Annotated in this window: 14 protein-coding genes; 5 read left to right on the top strand and 9 right to left on the bottom strand. The window is 53.8% G+C overall.

Translation table 11 applies throughout. The features are described 5' to 3' along the window. The first annotated feature begins 63 nt into the window (after positions 1–63). Positions 64–2,106 carry an oligopeptidase A gene (gene prlC, locus OOJ60_RS11550; RefSeq protein ID WP_042286700.1) on the top strand — a complete coding sequence of 681 codons (2,043 nt, stop codon included), beginning with the start codon at positions 64–66 and terminating at the stop codon, positions 2,104–2,106. 7 nt (positions 2,107–2,113) lie between these two features. Then, positions 2,114–2,872 carry a 16S rRNA (guanine(1516)-N(2))-methyltransferase RsmJ gene (gene rsmJ, locus OOJ60_RS11545; protein WP_205612588.1) on the top strand — a complete coding sequence of 253 codons (759 nt, stop codon included), beginning with the start codon at positions 2,114–2,116 and terminating at the stop codon, positions 2,870–2,872. A 24-nt stretch (positions 2,873–2,896) separates the two neighbouring features. Here the strand turns inward: rsmJ and OOJ60_RS11540 are convergent, their stop codons facing one another. Then, on the bottom strand, positions 2,897–4,099 hold the full coding sequence (locus OOJ60_RS11540; RefSeq protein WP_205612587.1) for an NAD(P)/FAD-dependent oxidoreductase: 1,203 nt from the start codon (positions 4,097–4,099) through the stop codon (positions 2,897–2,899). A 219-nt stretch (positions 4,100–4,318) separates the two neighbouring features. Here OOJ60_RS11540 and OOJ60_RS11535 point away from each other — a divergent pair, with 219 nt between their 5' ends. Further along, on the top strand, positions 4,319–4,822 hold the full coding sequence (locus OOJ60_RS11535; RefSeq protein WP_205612586.1) for an RrF2 family transcriptional regulator: 504 nt from the start codon (positions 4,319–4,321) through the stop codon (positions 4,820–4,822). An 87-nt stretch (positions 4,823–4,909) separates the two neighbouring features. Here the strand turns inward: OOJ60_RS11535 and dtpB are convergent, their stop codons facing one another. Next, complete coding sequence (gene dtpB, locus OOJ60_RS11530; RefSeq protein ID WP_042286688.1) at positions 4,910–6,382, bottom strand: dipeptide/tripeptide permease DtpB; 1,473 nt, start codon at positions 6,380–6,382, stop codon at positions 4,910–4,912. 234 nt (positions 6,383–6,616) lie between these two features. Continuing rightward, entirely contained in the window at positions 6,617–7,051 is a 435-nt protein-coding gene (uspA, locus tag OOJ60_RS11525) for a universal stress protein UspA (protein WP_000323571.1), read from the bottom strand. A 398-nt stretch (positions 7,052–7,449) separates the two neighbouring features. Here uspA and uspB point away from each other — a divergent pair, with 398 nt between their 5' ends. Beyond that, positions 7,450–7,785: a universal stress protein UspB gene (gene uspB, locus OOJ60_RS11520; protein ID WP_042286682.1), complete on the top strand. Its 336-nt coding sequence runs from the start codon at positions 7,450–7,452 to the stop codon at positions 7,783–7,785. Positions 7,786–7,931: 146 nt separating this feature from the next. On the opposite strand, the gene pitA is transcribed toward uspB, so the two are convergent. Further along, on the bottom strand, positions 7,932–9,431 hold the full coding sequence (pitA, locus tag OOJ60_RS11515) for an inorganic phosphate transporter PitA (protein WP_042286680.1): 1,500 nt from the start codon (positions 9,429–9,431) through the stop codon (positions 7,932–7,934). Between the two features lie 230 nt (positions 9,432–9,661). Between pitA and OOJ60_RS11510 the strand changes: the two genes are divergently transcribed. Then, on the top strand, positions 9,662–10,870 hold the full coding sequence (locus tag OOJ60_RS11510) for an NAD(P)/FAD-dependent oxidoreductase (RefSeq protein ID WP_205612585.1): 1,209 nt from the start codon (positions 9,662–9,664) through the stop codon (positions 10,868–10,870). Here OOJ60_RS11510 and OOJ60_RS11505 read toward each other — a convergent pair. From OOJ60_RS11505 to OOJ60_RS11485, 5 genes are all read right to left on the bottom strand, one after another. Then, a complete protein-coding gene (locus OOJ60_RS11505; RefSeq protein ID WP_060570203.1) occupies positions 10,860–12,743 on the bottom strand; it encodes a sigma 54-interacting transcriptional regulator in 1,884 nt (627 codons plus the stop codon). The two genes, OOJ60_RS11510 and OOJ60_RS11505, sit on opposite strands and share 11 nt — an antisense overlap. An 81-nt stretch (positions 12,744–12,824) precedes the next feature. Next, positions 12,825–13,988 carry a metallo-dependent hydrolase gene (locus OOJ60_RS11500; RefSeq protein ID WP_042286672.1) on the bottom strand — a complete coding sequence of 388 codons (1,164 nt, stop codon included), beginning with the start codon at positions 13,986–13,988 and terminating at the stop codon, positions 12,825–12,827. Between the two features lie 11 nt (positions 13,989–13,999). Further along, positions 14,000–15,394 carry a DASS family sodium-coupled anion symporter gene (locus OOJ60_RS11495; protein ID WP_042286947.1) on the bottom strand — a complete coding sequence of 465 codons (1,395 nt, stop codon included), beginning with the start codon at positions 15,392–15,394 and terminating at the stop codon, positions 14,000–14,002. Positions 15,395–15,459: 65 nt separating this feature from the next. Continuing rightward, complete coding sequence (locus tag OOJ60_RS11490) at positions 15,460–16,158, bottom strand: RraA family protein (RefSeq protein ID WP_042286670.1); 699 nt, start codon at positions 16,156–16,158, stop codon at positions 15,460–15,462. A gap of 10 nt (positions 16,159–16,168) precedes the next feature. Beyond that, positions 16,169–17,122, bottom strand: a complete 954-nt coding sequence (locus tag OOJ60_RS11485; protein ID WP_205612584.1) for a hydroxyacid dehydrogenase — start codon at positions 17,120–17,122, stop codon at positions 16,169–16,171. Positions 17,123–17,706 lie beyond the last annotated feature (584 nt).

The following is a 17,706-nucleotide window of genomic DNA, read 5'->3' as shown; positions in this document are numbered from 1 at the left end:
ACAGGGATATTGCACAGCGCCGGATGCGCGCTTCATACACTTCTTTCAAACAGGACAGCGTTTATGACTAATCCTTTACTGACGCCCTTCGAGCTACCGCCGTTTTCCCAGATTCAGCCTGAGCATGTTGTTCCCGCCGTCACCAAAGCGCTGAACGACTGCCGTGAAAATGTGGAACGTGTGGTCGCGCAGGGCGCGCCGTACACCTGGGAAAATCTGTGTCAGCCGCTTGCCGAAGTTGATGATGTGCTGGGTCGCATTTTTTCGCCGGTCAGCCACCTGAACTCGGTGAAAAACAGCCCGGAACTGCGCGAAGCCTACGAACAAACGCTGCCGCTGCTGTCTGAATACAGCACCTGGGTAGGGCAACATGAAGGACTGTACAAAGCGTACCGCGACCTGCGCGACGGCGATCATTACGCCACTCTGAACACCGCGCAGAAAAAAGCGGTAGATAACGCCCTGCGTGATTTCGAGCTGTCCGGCATCGGCTTGCCGAAAGATAAACAACAACGCTACGGTGAAATCGCCACCCGTCTGTCCGAACTGGGCAACCAGTACAGCAACAATGTCCTCGACGCCACCATGGGCTGGACGAAGCTAATTACCGATGAAGCGGAGCTGGCGGGTATGCCGGAAAGCGCGCTGGCGGCGGCGAAAGCCCAGGCCGAAGCGAAAGAGCAGGACGGTTACCTGCTGACGCTGGATATTCCGAGCTATTTGCCGGTGATGACCTACTGCGACAACCAGACGCTGCGTGAAGAGATGTACCGCGCCTACAGCACCCGCGCTTCTGATCAGGGGCCAAACGCCGGAAAGTGGGACAACAGCCCGGTGATGGCGGAAATCCTCGCCCTGCGTCACGAACTGGCACAACTGCTTGGCTTTGACAGCTACGCGGATAAATCTCTCGCCACTAAAATGGCAGAAAACCCACAGCAGGTGCTCGACTTCCTGACGGATCTGGCGAAACGCGCCCGTCCACAGGGCGAAAAAGAGCTGGCGCAACTGCGCGCCTTTGCCAAAGCGGAGTTTGGCGTTGATGAACTGCAGCCGTGGGACATCGCGTACTACAGCGAGAAGCAAAAACAGCATCTGTACAGCATCAGCGACGAGCAACTGCGTCCTTACTTCCCGGAAAACAAAGCCGTTAATGGCCTGTTTGAAGTGGTGAAACGCATTTACGGCATCACCGCTAAAGAGCGCAACGACGTGGACACCTGGCATCCGGATGTGCGTTTCTTCGAGCTGTATGATGAGAAAAACGTGCTGCGCGGCAGCTTCTACCTCGACCTGTACGCCCGCGAAAACAAACGCGGCGGGGCGTGGATGGACGACTGCGTCGGCCAGATGCGTAAAGCGGATGGTTCCCTGCAAAAACCGGTCGCCTATCTGACCTGTAACTTCAACCGTCCGGTGAACGGCAAACCTGCGCTGTTTACCCATGATGAAGTGATTACCCTGTTCCATGAGTTCGGTCACGGCCTGCATCACATGCTGACCCGTATTGAAACTGCCGGAGTTTCGGGGATTAGCGGCGTACCGTGGGATGCGGTCGAGCTGCCAAGCCAGTTTATGGAAAACTGGTGCTGGGAGCCGGACGCGCTGGCGTTCATCTCCGGTCACTTTGAGACCGGCGAGCCGCTGCCGAAAGCACTGCTGGATAAAATGCTGGCGGCGAAGAATTATCAGGCGGCGCTGTTCATCCTGCGCCAGCTGGAGTTCGGCCTGTTCGACTTCCGCCTGCATGCGGAATTTGACCCGCAGCAGGGGGCAAAGATCCTTGAAACGCTGGCAGAGATCAAAAAGCAGGTGGCCGTGGTGCCATCACCGCACTGGGGCCGCTTCCCGCACGCGTTTAGCCACATCTTCGCCGGCGGGTATGCGGCGGGGTATTACAGCTACCTGTGGGCAGACGTGCTGGCGGCAGATGCCTACTCCCGCTTTGAAGAAGAGGGGATTTTCAACCGCGAAACCGGACAGTCGTTCCTTGATAACATCCTGACCCGTGGCGGTTCTGAAGAGCCGATGGAACTGTTCAAACGCTTCCGTGGCCGCGAGCCGCAGCTGGACGCAATGCTGGAACATTATGGGATAAAAGGCTAATCCCGACGTGAAAATCTGCTTAGTTAATGAAACAGGCGCCGGAGACGGCGCCTTATCTGTTCTGGCGTCCCGCTGGGGACTGGAGCACGATGAAGACAACCTGATGGCGCTGGTGATGACTGCCGCGCATCTGGAACTGCGTAAGCGCGACGAACCCAAACTGGGCGGTATCTTCGTTGATTTTGTTGGCGGGGCGATGGCGCATCGGCGTAAGTTTGGCGGCGGTCGCGGCGAAGCGGTAGCGAAAGCGGTCGGCATTAAAGGCGACTATCTGCCCGACGTTGTTGACGCCACGGCGGGGTTAGGACGCGATGCGTTTGTGCTGGCCTCGGTGGGCTGCCGCGTGCGGATGCTGGAGCGTAACCCGGTGGTGGCGGCCTTACTCGACGATGGCCTGACGCGCGCCTATGCCGATCCGGAGATTGGCGGCTGGTTACAGGAACGCTTACAGTTGATCCACGCCTCCAGCCTGTCGGCGCTGACGGACATCACGCCGCGTCCGCAAGTGGTCTATCTCGACCCGATGTTTCCTCATAAGCAGAAAAGCGCGCTGGTGAAAAAAGAGATGCGGGTGTTTCAGTCGCTGGTGGGGCCGGATTTAGACGCCGACGGTCTGCTGGAACCGGCGCGCCAGCTCGCCACGAAACGTGTGGTGGTCAAGCGCCCGGATTATGCGCCGCCTCTGGCGAATATCGCCACGCCCAACGCGGTGGTGACCAAAGGGCATCGGTTTGATATTTATCCCGGGACGCCGTTGGACGCGTGACGAAGCCCCGGATGGCGCTTCTGCTTACACAAATGGTGCGTACGGATCCGCCATTTTAAACGCGGCTTCTTTTTCTGCTACCGGCGGGTAAATTAATTCGCGGGTGATCGACTGCTTCACTTTTTTCGCCTCTGCGCGCGTCAGTTTCACCTGCTGGTCCCATCCTTCGGTATAGACAGCACCCCAGGCGCCGAGATCCAGACAGGTGACATACATTTCCTGGCGATACGGTAGCGCTTCGATGCCGAGCAAATCGGCTGCGGCGTTATTACCCGCAAATTTGCCCAGCAAAATCGCGTGCTGGCAGGTCATGAGGGCGTGATTGCCTTTATCATCGGTGGCTGCGTAGGCCACATCGCCAGTGGCGAAAATATGCTCGTGTCCAGGCACCTGAAGTTTGCTGTTAACGTGCAGACGGCCCTGGCGATCGCGCGGCGCATCAATTTGCGCTGTCAGGGCGTTTGCCTGTACGCCAGCCGTCCAGATTACCGTTTGTGAAGGGATGGTGCGTCCATCTCTCAGCGTTACGCCGCCGGCATCGACTTTTTCAATCTCACTATTCACCAGCCATTCCACGCCAAGCTCAGCGGAAGCTTCGATGATAGTGTTTCGCAGGGCTTCGCTGTAGCGTGAGCCGGGCGTCGGTCCACGTTCAACTACGACTACTCTGGTCTTAGCATTCGCGCCGAGGATCTCACGCAGCCGTCCCGGTAGTTCCAGCGCCATCTCGATACCGGTAAAACCGCCCCCGCAAACGACAACGGTATTACGCGCGTCACTTTCCACCTGGCGCGGCAGTTCGTTCAGGTGCCGCTCCAGGACCGCGGCGCTCTCCAGTTGGTCCAGATCGAACGTATAAGTTTGTGCGCCCGGCACGTGTGAACGGTTGACGTGGCTTCCGCTGGCGAGAATCAGACGGTCATAGTGATGTAAGTGTGATTCACCGCTGGTGTCAGTCCAACTGACCTCCTTTGAGGCGGGCAGAATTTGAGTGACCGTTCCGCGCAGGAAATTTACGCCCGTAACGTCGAACAATGGCTGTAAAGGGGCAACCAATGTTTCTACGGCATTTTCATAGAAGCGGGGACGCACACGAAGCTCAGGCTGCGGGGCAATCACCGTAATATCAATAGACTGGCTGTCATTTTTATCCACCAGACGAGCGGCGCTCAGGGCTGCCCACATTCCGGCGAAACCCGCACCAACGATCAAAATTTGTTTACGCATTGCTTACCTGCTCCGTTAACACTGATTTGTTTACTCGGATTTTATTAGTCGTAGTTTTAAAAAGCAACGCGAAAAATCATGACGGTCAATATTTAGCTATTATCATCTTGATTAATAGCTAGTTATTTTTGCTATCATCGCTGATTTAAAGGGAGGGAGTGGAATGATAAGGGCGAAAAAGCTACAATAACTCAGAATTAATTTGGCTGAGATAAAGGCATGGCATTCTACAGTTCCGGGGTTGAGTATGGCATCCACAGCTTGATGTGTATGGTGGACAGCAAAGGCGATGCCCGCGATATGAGCGTGCGCGAAATAGCTGAGTTACAAAGTGTGCCGTATGACTACCTGGCTAAAATCTTTACCCGACTGTCGAAGGCGGGACTGGTGCGCAGCATAGAAGGAAAGGGGGGCGGTTTTCAGCTTGCCAGACCCGCCGAACACATTACCGTGCTGGATGTGGTTAATGCCATAGATGGCGACAAGCGTATTTTCGAATGTCGCGAGATCCGCCAACGTCTGGCAGTATTTGACGAGCAACCGCCGACGTGGGCCTGTGAAGGCATTTGTGGCGTGCGTTCAGTGATGGATATGGCGCAGCATCGAATGGAAGAGGCATTGGGCCAACATACCATTCTCGATTTGGCGCGTAAAATGTACCGTAAAGCCCCGGATACATTTGTCGTCGAAGTGCAGGCGTGGATCGACGCGCGTAAAGGGTAAATCGGATGAATGGCCCGATGGCGTTGCGCTATCGGGCCTGGAGTCCGGTGCGGAAGGCGAGACTGCCCTCCGGCACAAGCAGTACGGTTACTTCTCGCTGTCCGGCGTATTGATCATCCGGTTCAGCCACGGCACCATCAGCGCCATCACCACCGTTACGCCCAGCGTCACCAGTCCGATTTTACTGAATACCCCGGTATAAATGGGCAGCGTCAGTAGCGGGTCGGTGATATTTTCCGGCACGGCGGTAAAGGTGGCCACGTAGCCGCCCAGCAGAAACGCCGCGGCCTGCGTCAGGAACCACATCCCCAGAATAAAGCCCATCAGGTGCTGCGGCACCAGCGCCGCGACCATCGCCAGCCCCAACGCGCTGATCAGCAGTTCGCCCAGACTCTGGAACAAATACACCAGTACGATAAACCACGGCGACGTCAGCCCCTGCGCGTCGGCAAACCACATGCCTGCGGCGGCGGCGGTTAAAAAGCCCAGCGAGCATAAAAACATCCCGAGGGTAAATTTCATTGGCATCGTCAGGTCTTTGCCTTTGCTGCCCAGACGGGTGTAGATCGCCGCCAGTACCGGGCTGGCGACGACTACCCAGAACGGGTTCAGCGCCTGGAAACTCACCGGGTTAATGGTGAAGCCGAGGATCTCATGGTGGACGTTATTAATGGCGAAAAAGTTCAGCGAGGTTGGCATCTGTGCGTAAAGAATGTAAAACAGCACCGCTTCAAGCATCAGGATAAACGCCACGAACATTTTGTTGCGCCCGGTTTTATCCAGCTTAAACGCTTGGCGGAAAAAGATAATCGTCACCGCGATGGACAGAACGATCAGCACCAGGTTGGCGACCTGTACGTTATGCATCAACCAGGCGCAGAGGAAAATCATCGCCACTGTGCCAATCAGCACAGACAGCAGATTCCGCATACTGAGCGGCCGATGGTCCGGCTCGGAGCCAATATTCTTTACCATCCCCCGGCAGGCGAAATAGACCAGCAGCGCGACAATCAGCCCCGCGCCGCACAGGTTATAGGTGACGGCATAGCCAAACTTTTCCGCAATCACGGGCGCCAGGGAAAGCGACAGCAGCGAACCGATGTTGATCGACATGTAAAACAGGGTGAAAGCGCCATCCAGACGCGGATCTTTCGGGGGATAACATTTCGAAAGCAGGCTCGCCGGGTTGGCTTTAAATAAGCCGTTGCCGACAGCGATGGTTCCGAGTGCGATAAATATCAGGTCGGGCTTCAGTAACGACATCCCGGTCATGAAGTAGCCGATTGCCAGTACAATCGCCCCCAGCACCAGCGTTCGCTTAGTGCCAAGCAGGTGATCGCCCACGTAACCGCCAATGGAGATCAGGCCGTAGACCAGCGCAGCGAAGGCGCCAAAGGTGATAAAGGCCTGTTCCTGCGAGAAGCCAAGCTGTTTGACGAAGAAAACGGCCAGGATGCCCTGAACGCCGTAATAGCCGAATCGTTCCCATAATTCGACAAAAAAGATCATGAAGAAGGGGCGGGGTTGTTGTAGCAACCCCGTCGGTGCAGATGTGTTCATATTTTTTCGCCTTTCGATGCCATCCCAAAAAGTATGACGCGTAAAACAAAACGCGCCGAAAATGTATGACTCTGTTATAGACTGCGGTCATTAACCGAATGAGTAGATTATTATACAGATAGATTTCGATCTAATTAGCCGATCACACTAATTATGTTTTGTAGGCTGGAATGATGTCCTGAGGGAGAAATAAAAACGCCCGCAAAAGCGGGCGTGGGATCTGGCAGGGAAAACTTACTCTTCTTCGTCGCGCAGAGGAACGATCAGCATGTCAACGTGAACGGTGTTGATCAACTGGCGCGCTGAAGACATCAGCTTGCTCCAGAAGTCCTGATGATGACCACATACCACCAGGTCCATGTCGTATTTCTTAATCGCGTCGACCAGCACCTGGCCCAGGTCGCCGCTACCGCTCAGGGTTTCGGTGATAGGGTAGCCTGCGTTGGTGGAAAGCTCGGTCAGCGCATGGTGAGTTTCTTCAGAAATGCGCTTTTGCATATCGCCCAGATTAACGTCAATCAGGCCGGTATAAAGGTCAGAGTAGTTTACATCTACGTGGATCAGGGAAACTTTTGCGTTGTACGGGCGCGCCATAGAGACCGCTTTTTCTACCAGCACTTTACTTTCCGGAGAAAGATCAACTGCGATGAGAATGTGTTTGTAAGCCATAGTATTACTCCTTCCATAAAGTTGTCGATGACCAGCCAGCTGGCGTTTCTTGTGCCGTCGCGTCACCCGCGTCCTGCGAACTATGCGATTTTGTCTACGCGGGGCCAGCTCAGCCGCGATGAATTGTTGAGACGATCCTTACAGTATAGCGACCAGGATAATCCGTCAATCCGCCTTGCTTACCAGTTAGTTAAACAAATTTTTGCGTTAATTGCATTGATAGTGATTAACCTTCTGGCAAAAAAATTAACTGATCTCCTACACTATTAATAAAGCCGCTCGGATTTTATGCACCATCGTGGGCGGTTTCGTCGTACTCTTTCATTGAACTGTCTGGCAAGTTTGGGGAGCGGTAGTCCCGGAGAGGATCTCCGTGGGCGGGTCGCCGGGGAGGTCGTATGATAAGCACCGTCGCATTGTTCTGGGCGTTATGTGTCGTATGCATTGTTAATATGGCGCGCTATTTCTCATCGTTACGCGCACTGTTAGTGGTACTTCGTGGTTGCGATCCTTTGCTTTACCAGTATGTGGATGGGGGCGGCTTTTTTACCTCGCACGGCCAGCCCAACAAGCAGGTGCGGCTGGTGTGGTATATCTACGCCCAGCGTTACCGCGATCACCATGATGATGAATTCATTCGCCGCTGTGAGCGGGTGCGCGGTCAGTTTATTCTGACCAGCGCGCTGTGCGGCCTGGTGGTCATCAGCCTTATCGCGTTGATGATTTGGCACTGAGCAAAAAAAAGCGGGCCAGTTTCCTGACCCGCCCGATACGGTTTATTTCGCATCCCCTTACCTGAAAGCGCTTCGCTTACCGGGCCAGAGTGCTTCGTTTATCTGTAGGCCGGATAAGGCATTGCCGCCCTCCGGCACAGTGATGTTTAAATCAGCTTCAGCGAGATCCAGTACAGCGTACCGGAAAGCAGGATCGCGGCTGGCAGCGTGAAGACCCACGCCATCAGAATGCTGGTTACCGTTTTACGCTGCAAACCGCCGCCGTCAACCACCATCGTCCCCGCCACAGAGGAGGAGAGTACGTGGGTGGTGGAAACCGGCATACCGGTGTAGCTGGCCAGACCGATAGAGACAGCCGCCGTCATCTGCGCGGACATCCCCTGTGCATAGGTCATGCCTTTCTTGCCAATCTTTTCACCGATAGTGGTCGCCACACGGCGCCAGCCGATCATGGTACCAATACCCAGCGCCAGCGCGACCGCCATGATGATCCAGACAGGCGCATACTCAATGGTGCTCAGCATATCGGTTTTCAGTTTTTTCAGCAGACGCTGGTCGTCTGTGCTCACGCCTGGCAGCTTCGTCACCTTATCAGTGGTGTCGGAGATGCACAGCATGATGCGACGCAGCTGGCTACGTTGCTCAACGCTCAGTTTGTCATAGCTTTCCACGTTGTTCGCCAGCATGGCCTTCGCACGCTCAAGCGCGTTGATGGTGTTTGCCGGGTGGCAGTGGAATTCCGTTGGCTGGGTGGCGACCGGTTCCGGGGAAGGAATCAACTGGTCGACGCCTGTCACTTTTTTCAGCAGGTCAGGGTGCTGCTGGAAGTAAGTTTCGACGTTATTGATCGCATCGCGGGTACGGGTAATTTCATAACCTGAGGCGTTCATATTCACCACGAAACCCGCCGGAGCGACGCCAATCAGAACCAGCATCACCAGACCAATGCCTTTCTGACCATCGTTCGCGCCGTGAGAGAACGCCACGCCGATAGCGGAAAGAATCAGGGCGATACGGGTCCAGAACGGCGGCTTTTTCTTACCGTCTTTCTTTTCACGTTCCGCTGGCGTCAAGTGGATACGGGCGCGCTTTTTGGTGCCGCTCCAGTAACGACGCAGAATGAAAATCAGGCCGCCCGCGACCACCAGACCGACGATCGGCGAGACGATAAGCGAAGCAAAAATGCCGATAACTTTCGGGATGTTGAGCGCGTCGACAACTGACGTGCCGGTCATCAGGGCATTGGTTAAACCGATACCGATAATCGCGCCAATCAGCGTGTGGGAACTGGATGCAGGCAAGCCAAAGTACCAGGTACCGAGGTTCCAGATGATCGCCGCAAGCAGCATGGAGAAGACCATCGCAAGTCCATGCGTGGAGCCCATGTTGAGTAGCAGGTCCGTCGGCAGCATATGCACGATGGCATAGGCTACGCTGAGTCCGCCCAGCAGCACACCTAAGAAGTTGAACAGCGCAGCCATCACCACCGCCAGCTGCGAACGCATCGCGCGGGTGTAGATAACGGTTGCGACTGCGTTGGCTGTATCATGGAAGCCATTGATCGCTTCGTAGAACAGCACAAAAGCCAGAGCAAGTAACAATAAAAGCCCGGTATGTAAATCCAGGCCAGCAAACAAATGTAGCATAGGACGTTACGCCATCTTGAGGACATGAACGCGGCGCATTATCAGTGACTTTGGCGGCGCGGGCAAAGTGAAATATAGACTTTTTTTGATTTAACGTCGGCATCCTGAGCTGCCTCTAAAGAATTATCTTATAGATTTCAGACAAATACTCCTTACTGAGGATTTTGGCGCTGGTGCGACCACTTAGATAACTTTACAATTCACGCCCGGTTTTGAGAGAGGAACGCAAAGTGGAAAGGTTTGATGCCGTTATTATAGGCGCTGGCGCGGCAGGTATGTTTTGTGCGGCGCAGGCAGGACAGGCGGGGCGCCGGGTGCTGCTTATCGATAACGGTAAGAAACCGGGTCGCAAGATCCTCATGTCCGGCGGCGGGCGCTGCAACTTTACTAACCTTTATGTTGAGCCTGCGGCCTATTTGAGCGAAAACCCGCATTTTTGCAAATCGGCGCTGGCGCGCTATACCCAGTGGGATTTCATCGATCTGGTCGGCAAGTACGGCATCGCATGGCACGAAAAAACGCTCGGACAGCTTTTTTGTGATGACTCCGCGCAGCAAATCGTCGACATGCTGGTGGCCGAATGTGAAAAAGGCAATGTTACCCTGCGGTTACGCAGCGAAGTGCTGAGCGTTACGCGGGACAACGACGGTTATACGCTGGCGCTGAATGGTATGAACGTTGGCGCAAAAAAACTGGTGATCGCCTCTGGCGGGCTGTCGATGCCGGGACTGGGCGCCACGCCGTTCGGTTATAAAATTGCCGAACAGTTTGGCCTGAAGGTGTTGCCGACGCGTGCAGGTCTGGTGCCTTTCACCCTGCATAAACCCCTGCTGGAGCAGCTTCAGGTGCTTTCCGGCGTTTCTGTGCCGTCAGTCATTACCGCCGAGGACGGCACCGTCTTTCGCGAAAATCTGCTGTTCACTCATCGCGGTCTGTCAGGCCCGGCTGTTTTACAGATATCCAGCTTCTGGCAACCTGGCGAATTTGTTACCATTAATTTGCTGCCGGATGCCGATCCCGACACTTTCTTAAACGAGCAGCGCAGCGCACACCCCAATCAAAGCCTGAAAAATACGCTGGCGATGCTTCTGCCGAAGCGGCTGGTGGAATGTTTGCAGCAGCTTGGGCAAATCCCCGACGTTTCGCTTAAGCAGCTTAACGCGCGTGAGCAGCAGACGCTGGTCGACACCCTCACCGCGTGGCGTATACAGCCAAATGGCACTGAAGGTTACCGCACGGCGGAAGTGACGCTGGGCGGCGTCGATACCAACGAACTGTCATCGCGAACGATGGAAGCCCGTAACGTACCGGGGCTCTACTTCATTGGTGAAGTGATGGACGTGACCGGCTGGCTGGGCGGCTACAACTTCCAGTGGGCGTGGTCGAGCGCCTGGGCCTGCGCGCAGGATTTAACGTCTCATGAGGACGCTAAACGCTGATGCGATGTTCTTTAAGCTTACGCCACAATGTGGTGGGGCTTATTCCGAGCATTGTCGCGGCTTTGGTACGGTCGCCTGCCGTGGTTTCAATGACGCGGGTAATGAGCTGTTTTTCCTGTTTCTTAAGCAGGTTGGTAGCGTCCACCGTCATTTCGCTTGTGGGGAGGCGCGAAACCTCCTCCGGCGAAACGGAGGACATCTGGCACAACTGCTGAAGATCCGCTTTGCTCACCACATCCGTTTGTAATAACACAACGAGCCGATAAACCACCGCCTGCAGCTCACGAATGTTGCCCGGCCAGGTATACGCGTTTAAAAACGCCTGGGCTTCCGGGGTAAATATCAGCGTTTTGCCTTGCTGCGCCAGCAGGTGCTGCACGATCAGCATGACGTCGCCGGGGCGCTCGTGGAGCGCGGGCAACGCCAGTTCGAGAATGTTGATGCGGTACCAGAGATCCTGACGAAATTCACCCGCGTCGACCTGCGCCTTCAGCGGTTTATTACTGGCGGTAATAAGGCGGAAGTTGGCGGTAATCAACGAGTCGCCGCCGATCCGGGAAAACTGTTTTTCCTGTAATACGCGCAGCAATTTTACCTGCACCGATAACGGCGCTTCGCTGATTTCATCAATGAACACCGTGCCGTCTTTCGCCATTTCGAAAATGCCGGGTTTGCCGCCTTTACGGGCGTTGGTAAATGCGCCATCGGCATAGCCAAACAGTTCGCTTTCCAGCAGGCTTTCCGGGATGGCCGCGCAATTGATGGCGATAAAAGGACAATGGCTGCGTGCGCTATGGTTATGGATGCTCTGGGCGAAAAGCTCTTTCCCCGTCCCGGTAGCACCGGTGATATTGACCGGTAAATCATGTTGGGCGCACAGCTTTGCTTTCGCAATGACGTCAAGGATTTGCCGCGACTGGCCGATAATATCGTCAAAGTGATACGATGTGGTAAAGCCGCGCAGTTTGCTTTTTTTATTCGCCACGGAATGCCAGAGCGCATTATCCTGGCTTAAACCGGTGATAATCGAAAACGAGTGTCGACGGTTGGCAAAATGTTTGATCGAGACGTAGACCAGATTTCCGTTAATTTCCGTCGGCTGTTCCTTCAGGCTTATTTCATTAATAATGCTACCGTACAGATCTTTAAACGCCTCTTTTTTGAAGAGTTTATCGCCCGGATGGCACTGAAACAGGGTCATACCGGTGGCATTAACGCTAATGACTTCCCCCATCTGGTCGATACACATAATGCCTTCACGCGACTGATTCAGCGCCGACTGGCTCATTAACAGTTTTGTGTTTTCCTGATTGATATATTTCAGCAGACTCCAGGCTTCGTTAATGGCTTGTTCGATGGAGATATTATCGGTATCGCCCATGACCGCATTTAAGCCGTACTTTTTCGCCATTTCAGCCACTGTCAGGCCGCCAATCACCAGCTGATAGTCATTTTCGGCCAGATTTTTAACCACGTTTTCAATATCATAATGGTTATAGACCTGGCAGATCTTGAACTCTTCGTTGGTCATATTTTGATAATGGCGCAGCGCATTACAAAACTGAGGAAAACCAATAGCGGCGATTTTCTGCGACTTGTGTTTGGCTTCCTGCAGGATGCGATAAACGCCGTGAAAATCATGGGCGATCTCGATAACCGGAATGGTCATATTGCTGCGTAACAGGGCGGCGGTGCCACCGCGGCTGATAATAATTTTTGTGCCGGCGCGAATCATCTCATCCGCTTTTTCCAGCACGTCAGAATAATGAAATTCGTATACGGGAATATCCAGTTTGCGTTCTATTAACACATTGGCGATGCGCTGAGTGATGGTGCTGGAAACAGAAAAGATAACAATCTCATTATTCTTCATTTATTCATCACTTACGGCTGGCGTCCTGATTTATAAAAAGAACCTTACACAAACCATTGTGTAAGGTTCAACAGGCAATGCTCAGAAATGAAGACGACGATAAACAATCTGACCGTTGCAGAGTGTGGCGCAGTTATCGATATACCGATCGCCCTCTATTTTTACGCCGCGGGTATCTTCAAAGACGATCCGCTCCTTGCGTAGCTTCACAAGGGAAATATCGGCAAACGCGCCTGGCTTTAACGTGCCGATGTCTCCTTCCATTTTCATCAGGCGGGCTGGCGTGGTGGTGACTGCGCGCAGGACGTCAAAAAATGACATGCCCATGTTGAGATATTTCGACATTACGTGCAGCAGGCTGTACACCTTATCCGTCCGCAGGCTATTTCTTTGCGTCAGGTCAGTGCTGATGATATCCGGGTAAAAACCTTGCTCCATCGCATTGCTGGCCACGTTGAAGTCAAAATGCGCCACCCCGTTGGAGCAGTCGAAAATCACGCCCCGCTTTTTGGCCTGTTTCACCGCCGGGTAAACTTCGCCCTGCGCGTTCAGTATCGAGTGACCCGTACCGTGGAAGCAGTGGGCGTATATATCGTTTGCCTGAAAATGACCTATCAGCTCATCGGCGGGCAGCAGGGCATCTGTAACATGAACGCAGAGGGAAGTGTTCAGCTCACGCGCCAGCGCGACGGTGGTAAGGAAAGGATCGCTGGAGTACGCTTTTCCCTTCGCAATATCCTGGCTGTAACGCAGCTTCAGACCAAGGATATTGTCGCTGTTTTCCGCCAGCGTCCGGGCAATGCGTTCCACGTTGTAATTCGCGGGATTGGTATTTTCCAGATAACCGGTTGGCCCGCCCCCGAGCGTGGAAAGCCCGACGTTCACCACGTTGAGATAGCTTTTTATCTTTACCATTGAAGATGCGATCACGCTGTGACGAAACAACGCGTAGTTCACCCACCCGCTGCTACCCGCATCCACCACGCTGGTGACGCCATTCGGCAGGCAGATAATATCCGGGTTTACGCTGATTGCCGTACCGCCATGAAACACATGGGCATGAAAGTCGATCAGACCCGGCAGGACGAGACAGCCAGCGGCATCGATCACCGTTTCCGCCTGGGTGGCGTCGACGTTATCCAGATCGACAATGCGGTTGCCAATAATCCCGATGCTGCGATTCAGGTATTCATTGCTTTCGACATCGGCAATCAGGCCATTTTTGATCAGAATATCCAGTTTCATTGCTATCTCCTTTAAATACCGATGAATTTCCAGTAAGGAATGCCGATCAGGAAGTAAACCAGAACGTTAATCACCACCATAATGGTACCTAACAGCCAGAAGGTTTTTTGCGGGACATAGCCGCTGGAGAAGGTAAAAACCCCCGCGCCGTTGCCGTAGTGAGTCAACAATGCGCCATAACCTGCTGAAAACGCTAAAGACAGCGCCACATACATCGGGTGCGCTTGGGTGGTCATGCCAAGAGTAAACAGCACCGGGTAGAACGAGACGACAAAAGCGCTGTTAGAGACGAAGAAGTAACGTACCGCGAGGCTGATAAACACCAGCACCGCGATGGCGCTGAATTCGCTCAGGTGCGACAAATCAAGATAGTTTTTGATGACGTCGACGAGGAAGACATAAAAACCGCCCTTTGACAGCGCCACCGCGCAGCCATAGAACGCGCCGTACCAGACAAAGGTTTGCCAGGCGGATTTCTCACTGACCACATCGTTCCAGCTTAAAACGCCAAACAGCAGCAGACAGGCAAGGAAAGCCAGTCCCACAGGTATAAAGGCGATGCCGGTGAGCGAGCCCGTCATCCAGCCCAGTACGCCGAGGATGAAAAAGACGATCAGCAGTTTTTCTTCCCGCTTCACCGGCCCCAGCTCACGCAGGCCTTTTTCAGCGATGTCGTTCACGTTGGCGATTGTTTTTAACTCTGGCGCGTAGATTTTATACAGGATCCATGGCGACAGCAGCAGAACCAGTCCGGCGGGCACGATGGCGGCCTTAAACCAGGTCATCCATTCCAGGTTGACCTTCATAATTTCGTTCGCCAGCGACACGGTAATTGAGTTGGTGGCCATCCCGGTCAGAAACAGGCTGGAGGTGCCCATTGAGACGACATACATCAGGATAGTCAGATAAGCGCCGATTTTGCGGCTGCCCTCATCCGGCTTTGAGCCCAGCGCTTCGGCAATGTTGCGGAAAATGGGGTAGGTGATGCCGCCGGAACGGGACATGTTAGAGCCGGTAGCGGGCGCGAGAACGGTATCGGTTACCATCATCAAATAGCCGAGCGTCAGGGTATTCTTCCCGTAACGCTTAAGCAGCATATAGGCGATGCGCTTGCCGAGGCCGGTGATCACAAACGCTTTGCAGATGATAAAGGCGCTGATAATAAACCAGACCATCGGACTGCCGAATCCGGCAAACAGCGGACCGGGATCGAGCACCAGAGACGCGAATCCCAGAATAATCAGCATGATCACCGCATCGGTAAACGGGCGCAGCACCAGGCCGCACAGCATTGCCAGATAAATCCCCACCATATGCCAGGTGGCGGCGGAAACGCCTTCAGGATTAGGTATTATCCAGAACAAGACCGGGAAAAAAATAATGGGTAAGAGTTTTAAATAAAGCATGTTAATTACCTTTGCTTTAAAGCCGCGGCTCATCAGACGTCGCGGCGTTTTATTATTTATTCGTATTAACGGTAAGTGTCGTCGATGAACTCAACGCCTTTGTCTTCAAGCGTCTTCTTAACCCACTGACGGTTCGCGGCGCCGTTTTTAGCCGCTTCGACCTTACTTGCGTCAAATTTTGAATACTCTTTTGCTTTCGCCAGCAGCGCTTCGGCGTCGCCAAGCGGCACCACGATGACGCCATCGGCGTCGCCGACAATCAGGTCGCCCGGATTCACCGCCACACCGCCGACGGCGATCGGCGTATTCACTTCGCCCGGCCCTTCCTTAAAGGGGCCTGCCGGGTTTGCGCCGGTAGCAAAGAGCGGGAAGTCGAGGACGGAAAGCGCGTCGATATCACGGATGGGGCCGTCGAGCACAATTCCGGCGATTTTTTTGCAGCAGTGCGCGTAGGCCACCATGATCTCCCCCATCAGCGCGCGGGAGCGGTCGCCTTCATTAGAGACCACAATCACGTCGTTTTCCGTCGCCATATCCAGCGCCGCATGCAGCATCAGGTTATCCCCGGCGCGCGCTTTCACGGTGATAGCAAACCCTGCCATAATCGGCTTCTTCGGCGCGGAAATACGCTTTATGCCGTTGCCGAGTACCGCGATACGGTTCATGGTGTCGGCAATATTTGCCGCCGGAAGCTGTTCATACGCTTTGAGCAGTTCAGGATTGCCTTGCGGGCGTTGTAAAAAAATACGGTTGCCAATAGACATGTTTTTCTCCTTAAAAACCCGGAACCGGCCAGGACGGTTTTTTACCGGACAGGACTTCATCAATCCCGATGGCGGAATGCAGTGAAGCGCGATCGGTCGCTTCGATCGTGGCGGCGCCGATATGCGGCCCAATCACGATATTGCTCAGTGAAAAAATGGGATCGTTGGCGTCGAACGGCTCTTTTTTCAGCACATCGATGCCTGCGCCCGCGATGGTGTTACTGGTGAGCGCGTGATAAAGCGCTTTTTCATCCACCAGCTTGCCGCGCGCGGTGTTGATGAAATAGGCCGAAGGTTTCATCAGGGAGAACTGTTTTTCACCGACAAAATCGGTGGTTTCGGCGGTGGTCGGACAATGCAGCGAAACAAAGTCGCTCTCTTTAAAGATGCGTTCAAAGTCATCCGTCATCTGGACGCTCTGCGGCACTTGCTGCTGGGTTTTATACGGATCGTACGCAATGACTTTCATGTTGAAGCCGTGCAGGGCTTTCAGGGCCACGCGGGAGCCGATATTCCCCACCCCAATCAGGCCGAGCGTTTTGCCATCCAGCTCCACTTTGGGGGTACGCAGTTTGGCCCAGTAGTAATCTTCAAGCATCTTTTCTTCGACCAGCTTAAAGTTACGCGAGCAGTGCAACATGTAGAAAATCGTCAGTTCGGCAACCGACATGCTGTTGGCGATAGGCGCGTTAAGAACCACCACGCCGTGGCGTTTGGCTGATTCAAGATCGACAGTGTCGTAACCCGCGCCGTGACGTGCGACCACCTTCAGCTTTTTAGCCGCTTCAAAGACGCGATCGGACATTTTGGACAGGCGAACGATAATACCGTCGCAATCCGGGATATCGCGGATAATGTCCTCTTCTTCCATGCCTGAGCCGGTAATCAGCTCATAACCGCGGCTTTCCAGATATTCTCTCCCTTCTGCCATGATTTCCTGTGGGAGTAAAATTTTGTACGTCATTTAACTATCTCCAGTGTTGATTACACCGGTGATATTGCAGAGGGCGTGCCATAACCTTGCAGAACGCAGTGAATTTTTATAACGCTTTGAAAATAATCTATTATTTTTTAAATGGGTGAGACGGGTGAGAGCTGTTCAGGTGATGTTCTTCACATTCTGGCTGGCCGCCGAAATAGCGAAATTTGCAAAGTGAAAGGGGGTGAAATGCAGAATGAAATCCGAAATGGAACGCGATCACATCGTCCATGCCAGCGCCCTGCGGTGCCGCCAGAGTACGGCCTTCGTTCAGTCCGGGACAATACAGGGCGATAAGTGAATTCCGTTACGGGCGTCATTGACAAGAATTACTGAATAGACTTATTAATCGCAGGTGTTAGTATCCTATTGATAGTAGTTATGAGTATGCGTGTTTCATTTACGGCCAGGATCGCTGATGATGACAACATTACTACCCGTTTTTCGCACTTCTCCATCATTCACTTTCCTTCACGGCACGCGTCGCGCTGACGCCCGGATGCCGCACGGCTACTTTCTCGCTTTCCTTCTTATCCCGGAAGGAAGATCCCGCTGAACGCGCGTTCGGT

Source organism: Citrobacter sp. R4 (genome assembly GCF_026719175.1).
Taxonomy (GTDB): Bacteria; Pseudomonadota; Gammaproteobacteria; order Enterobacterales; family Enterobacteriaceae; genus Citrobacter_A; species Citrobacter_A sedlakii.
Note: the sequence above shows the minus strand (reverse complement) of the source record. Positions and strands in the feature narration are given on the sequence as shown.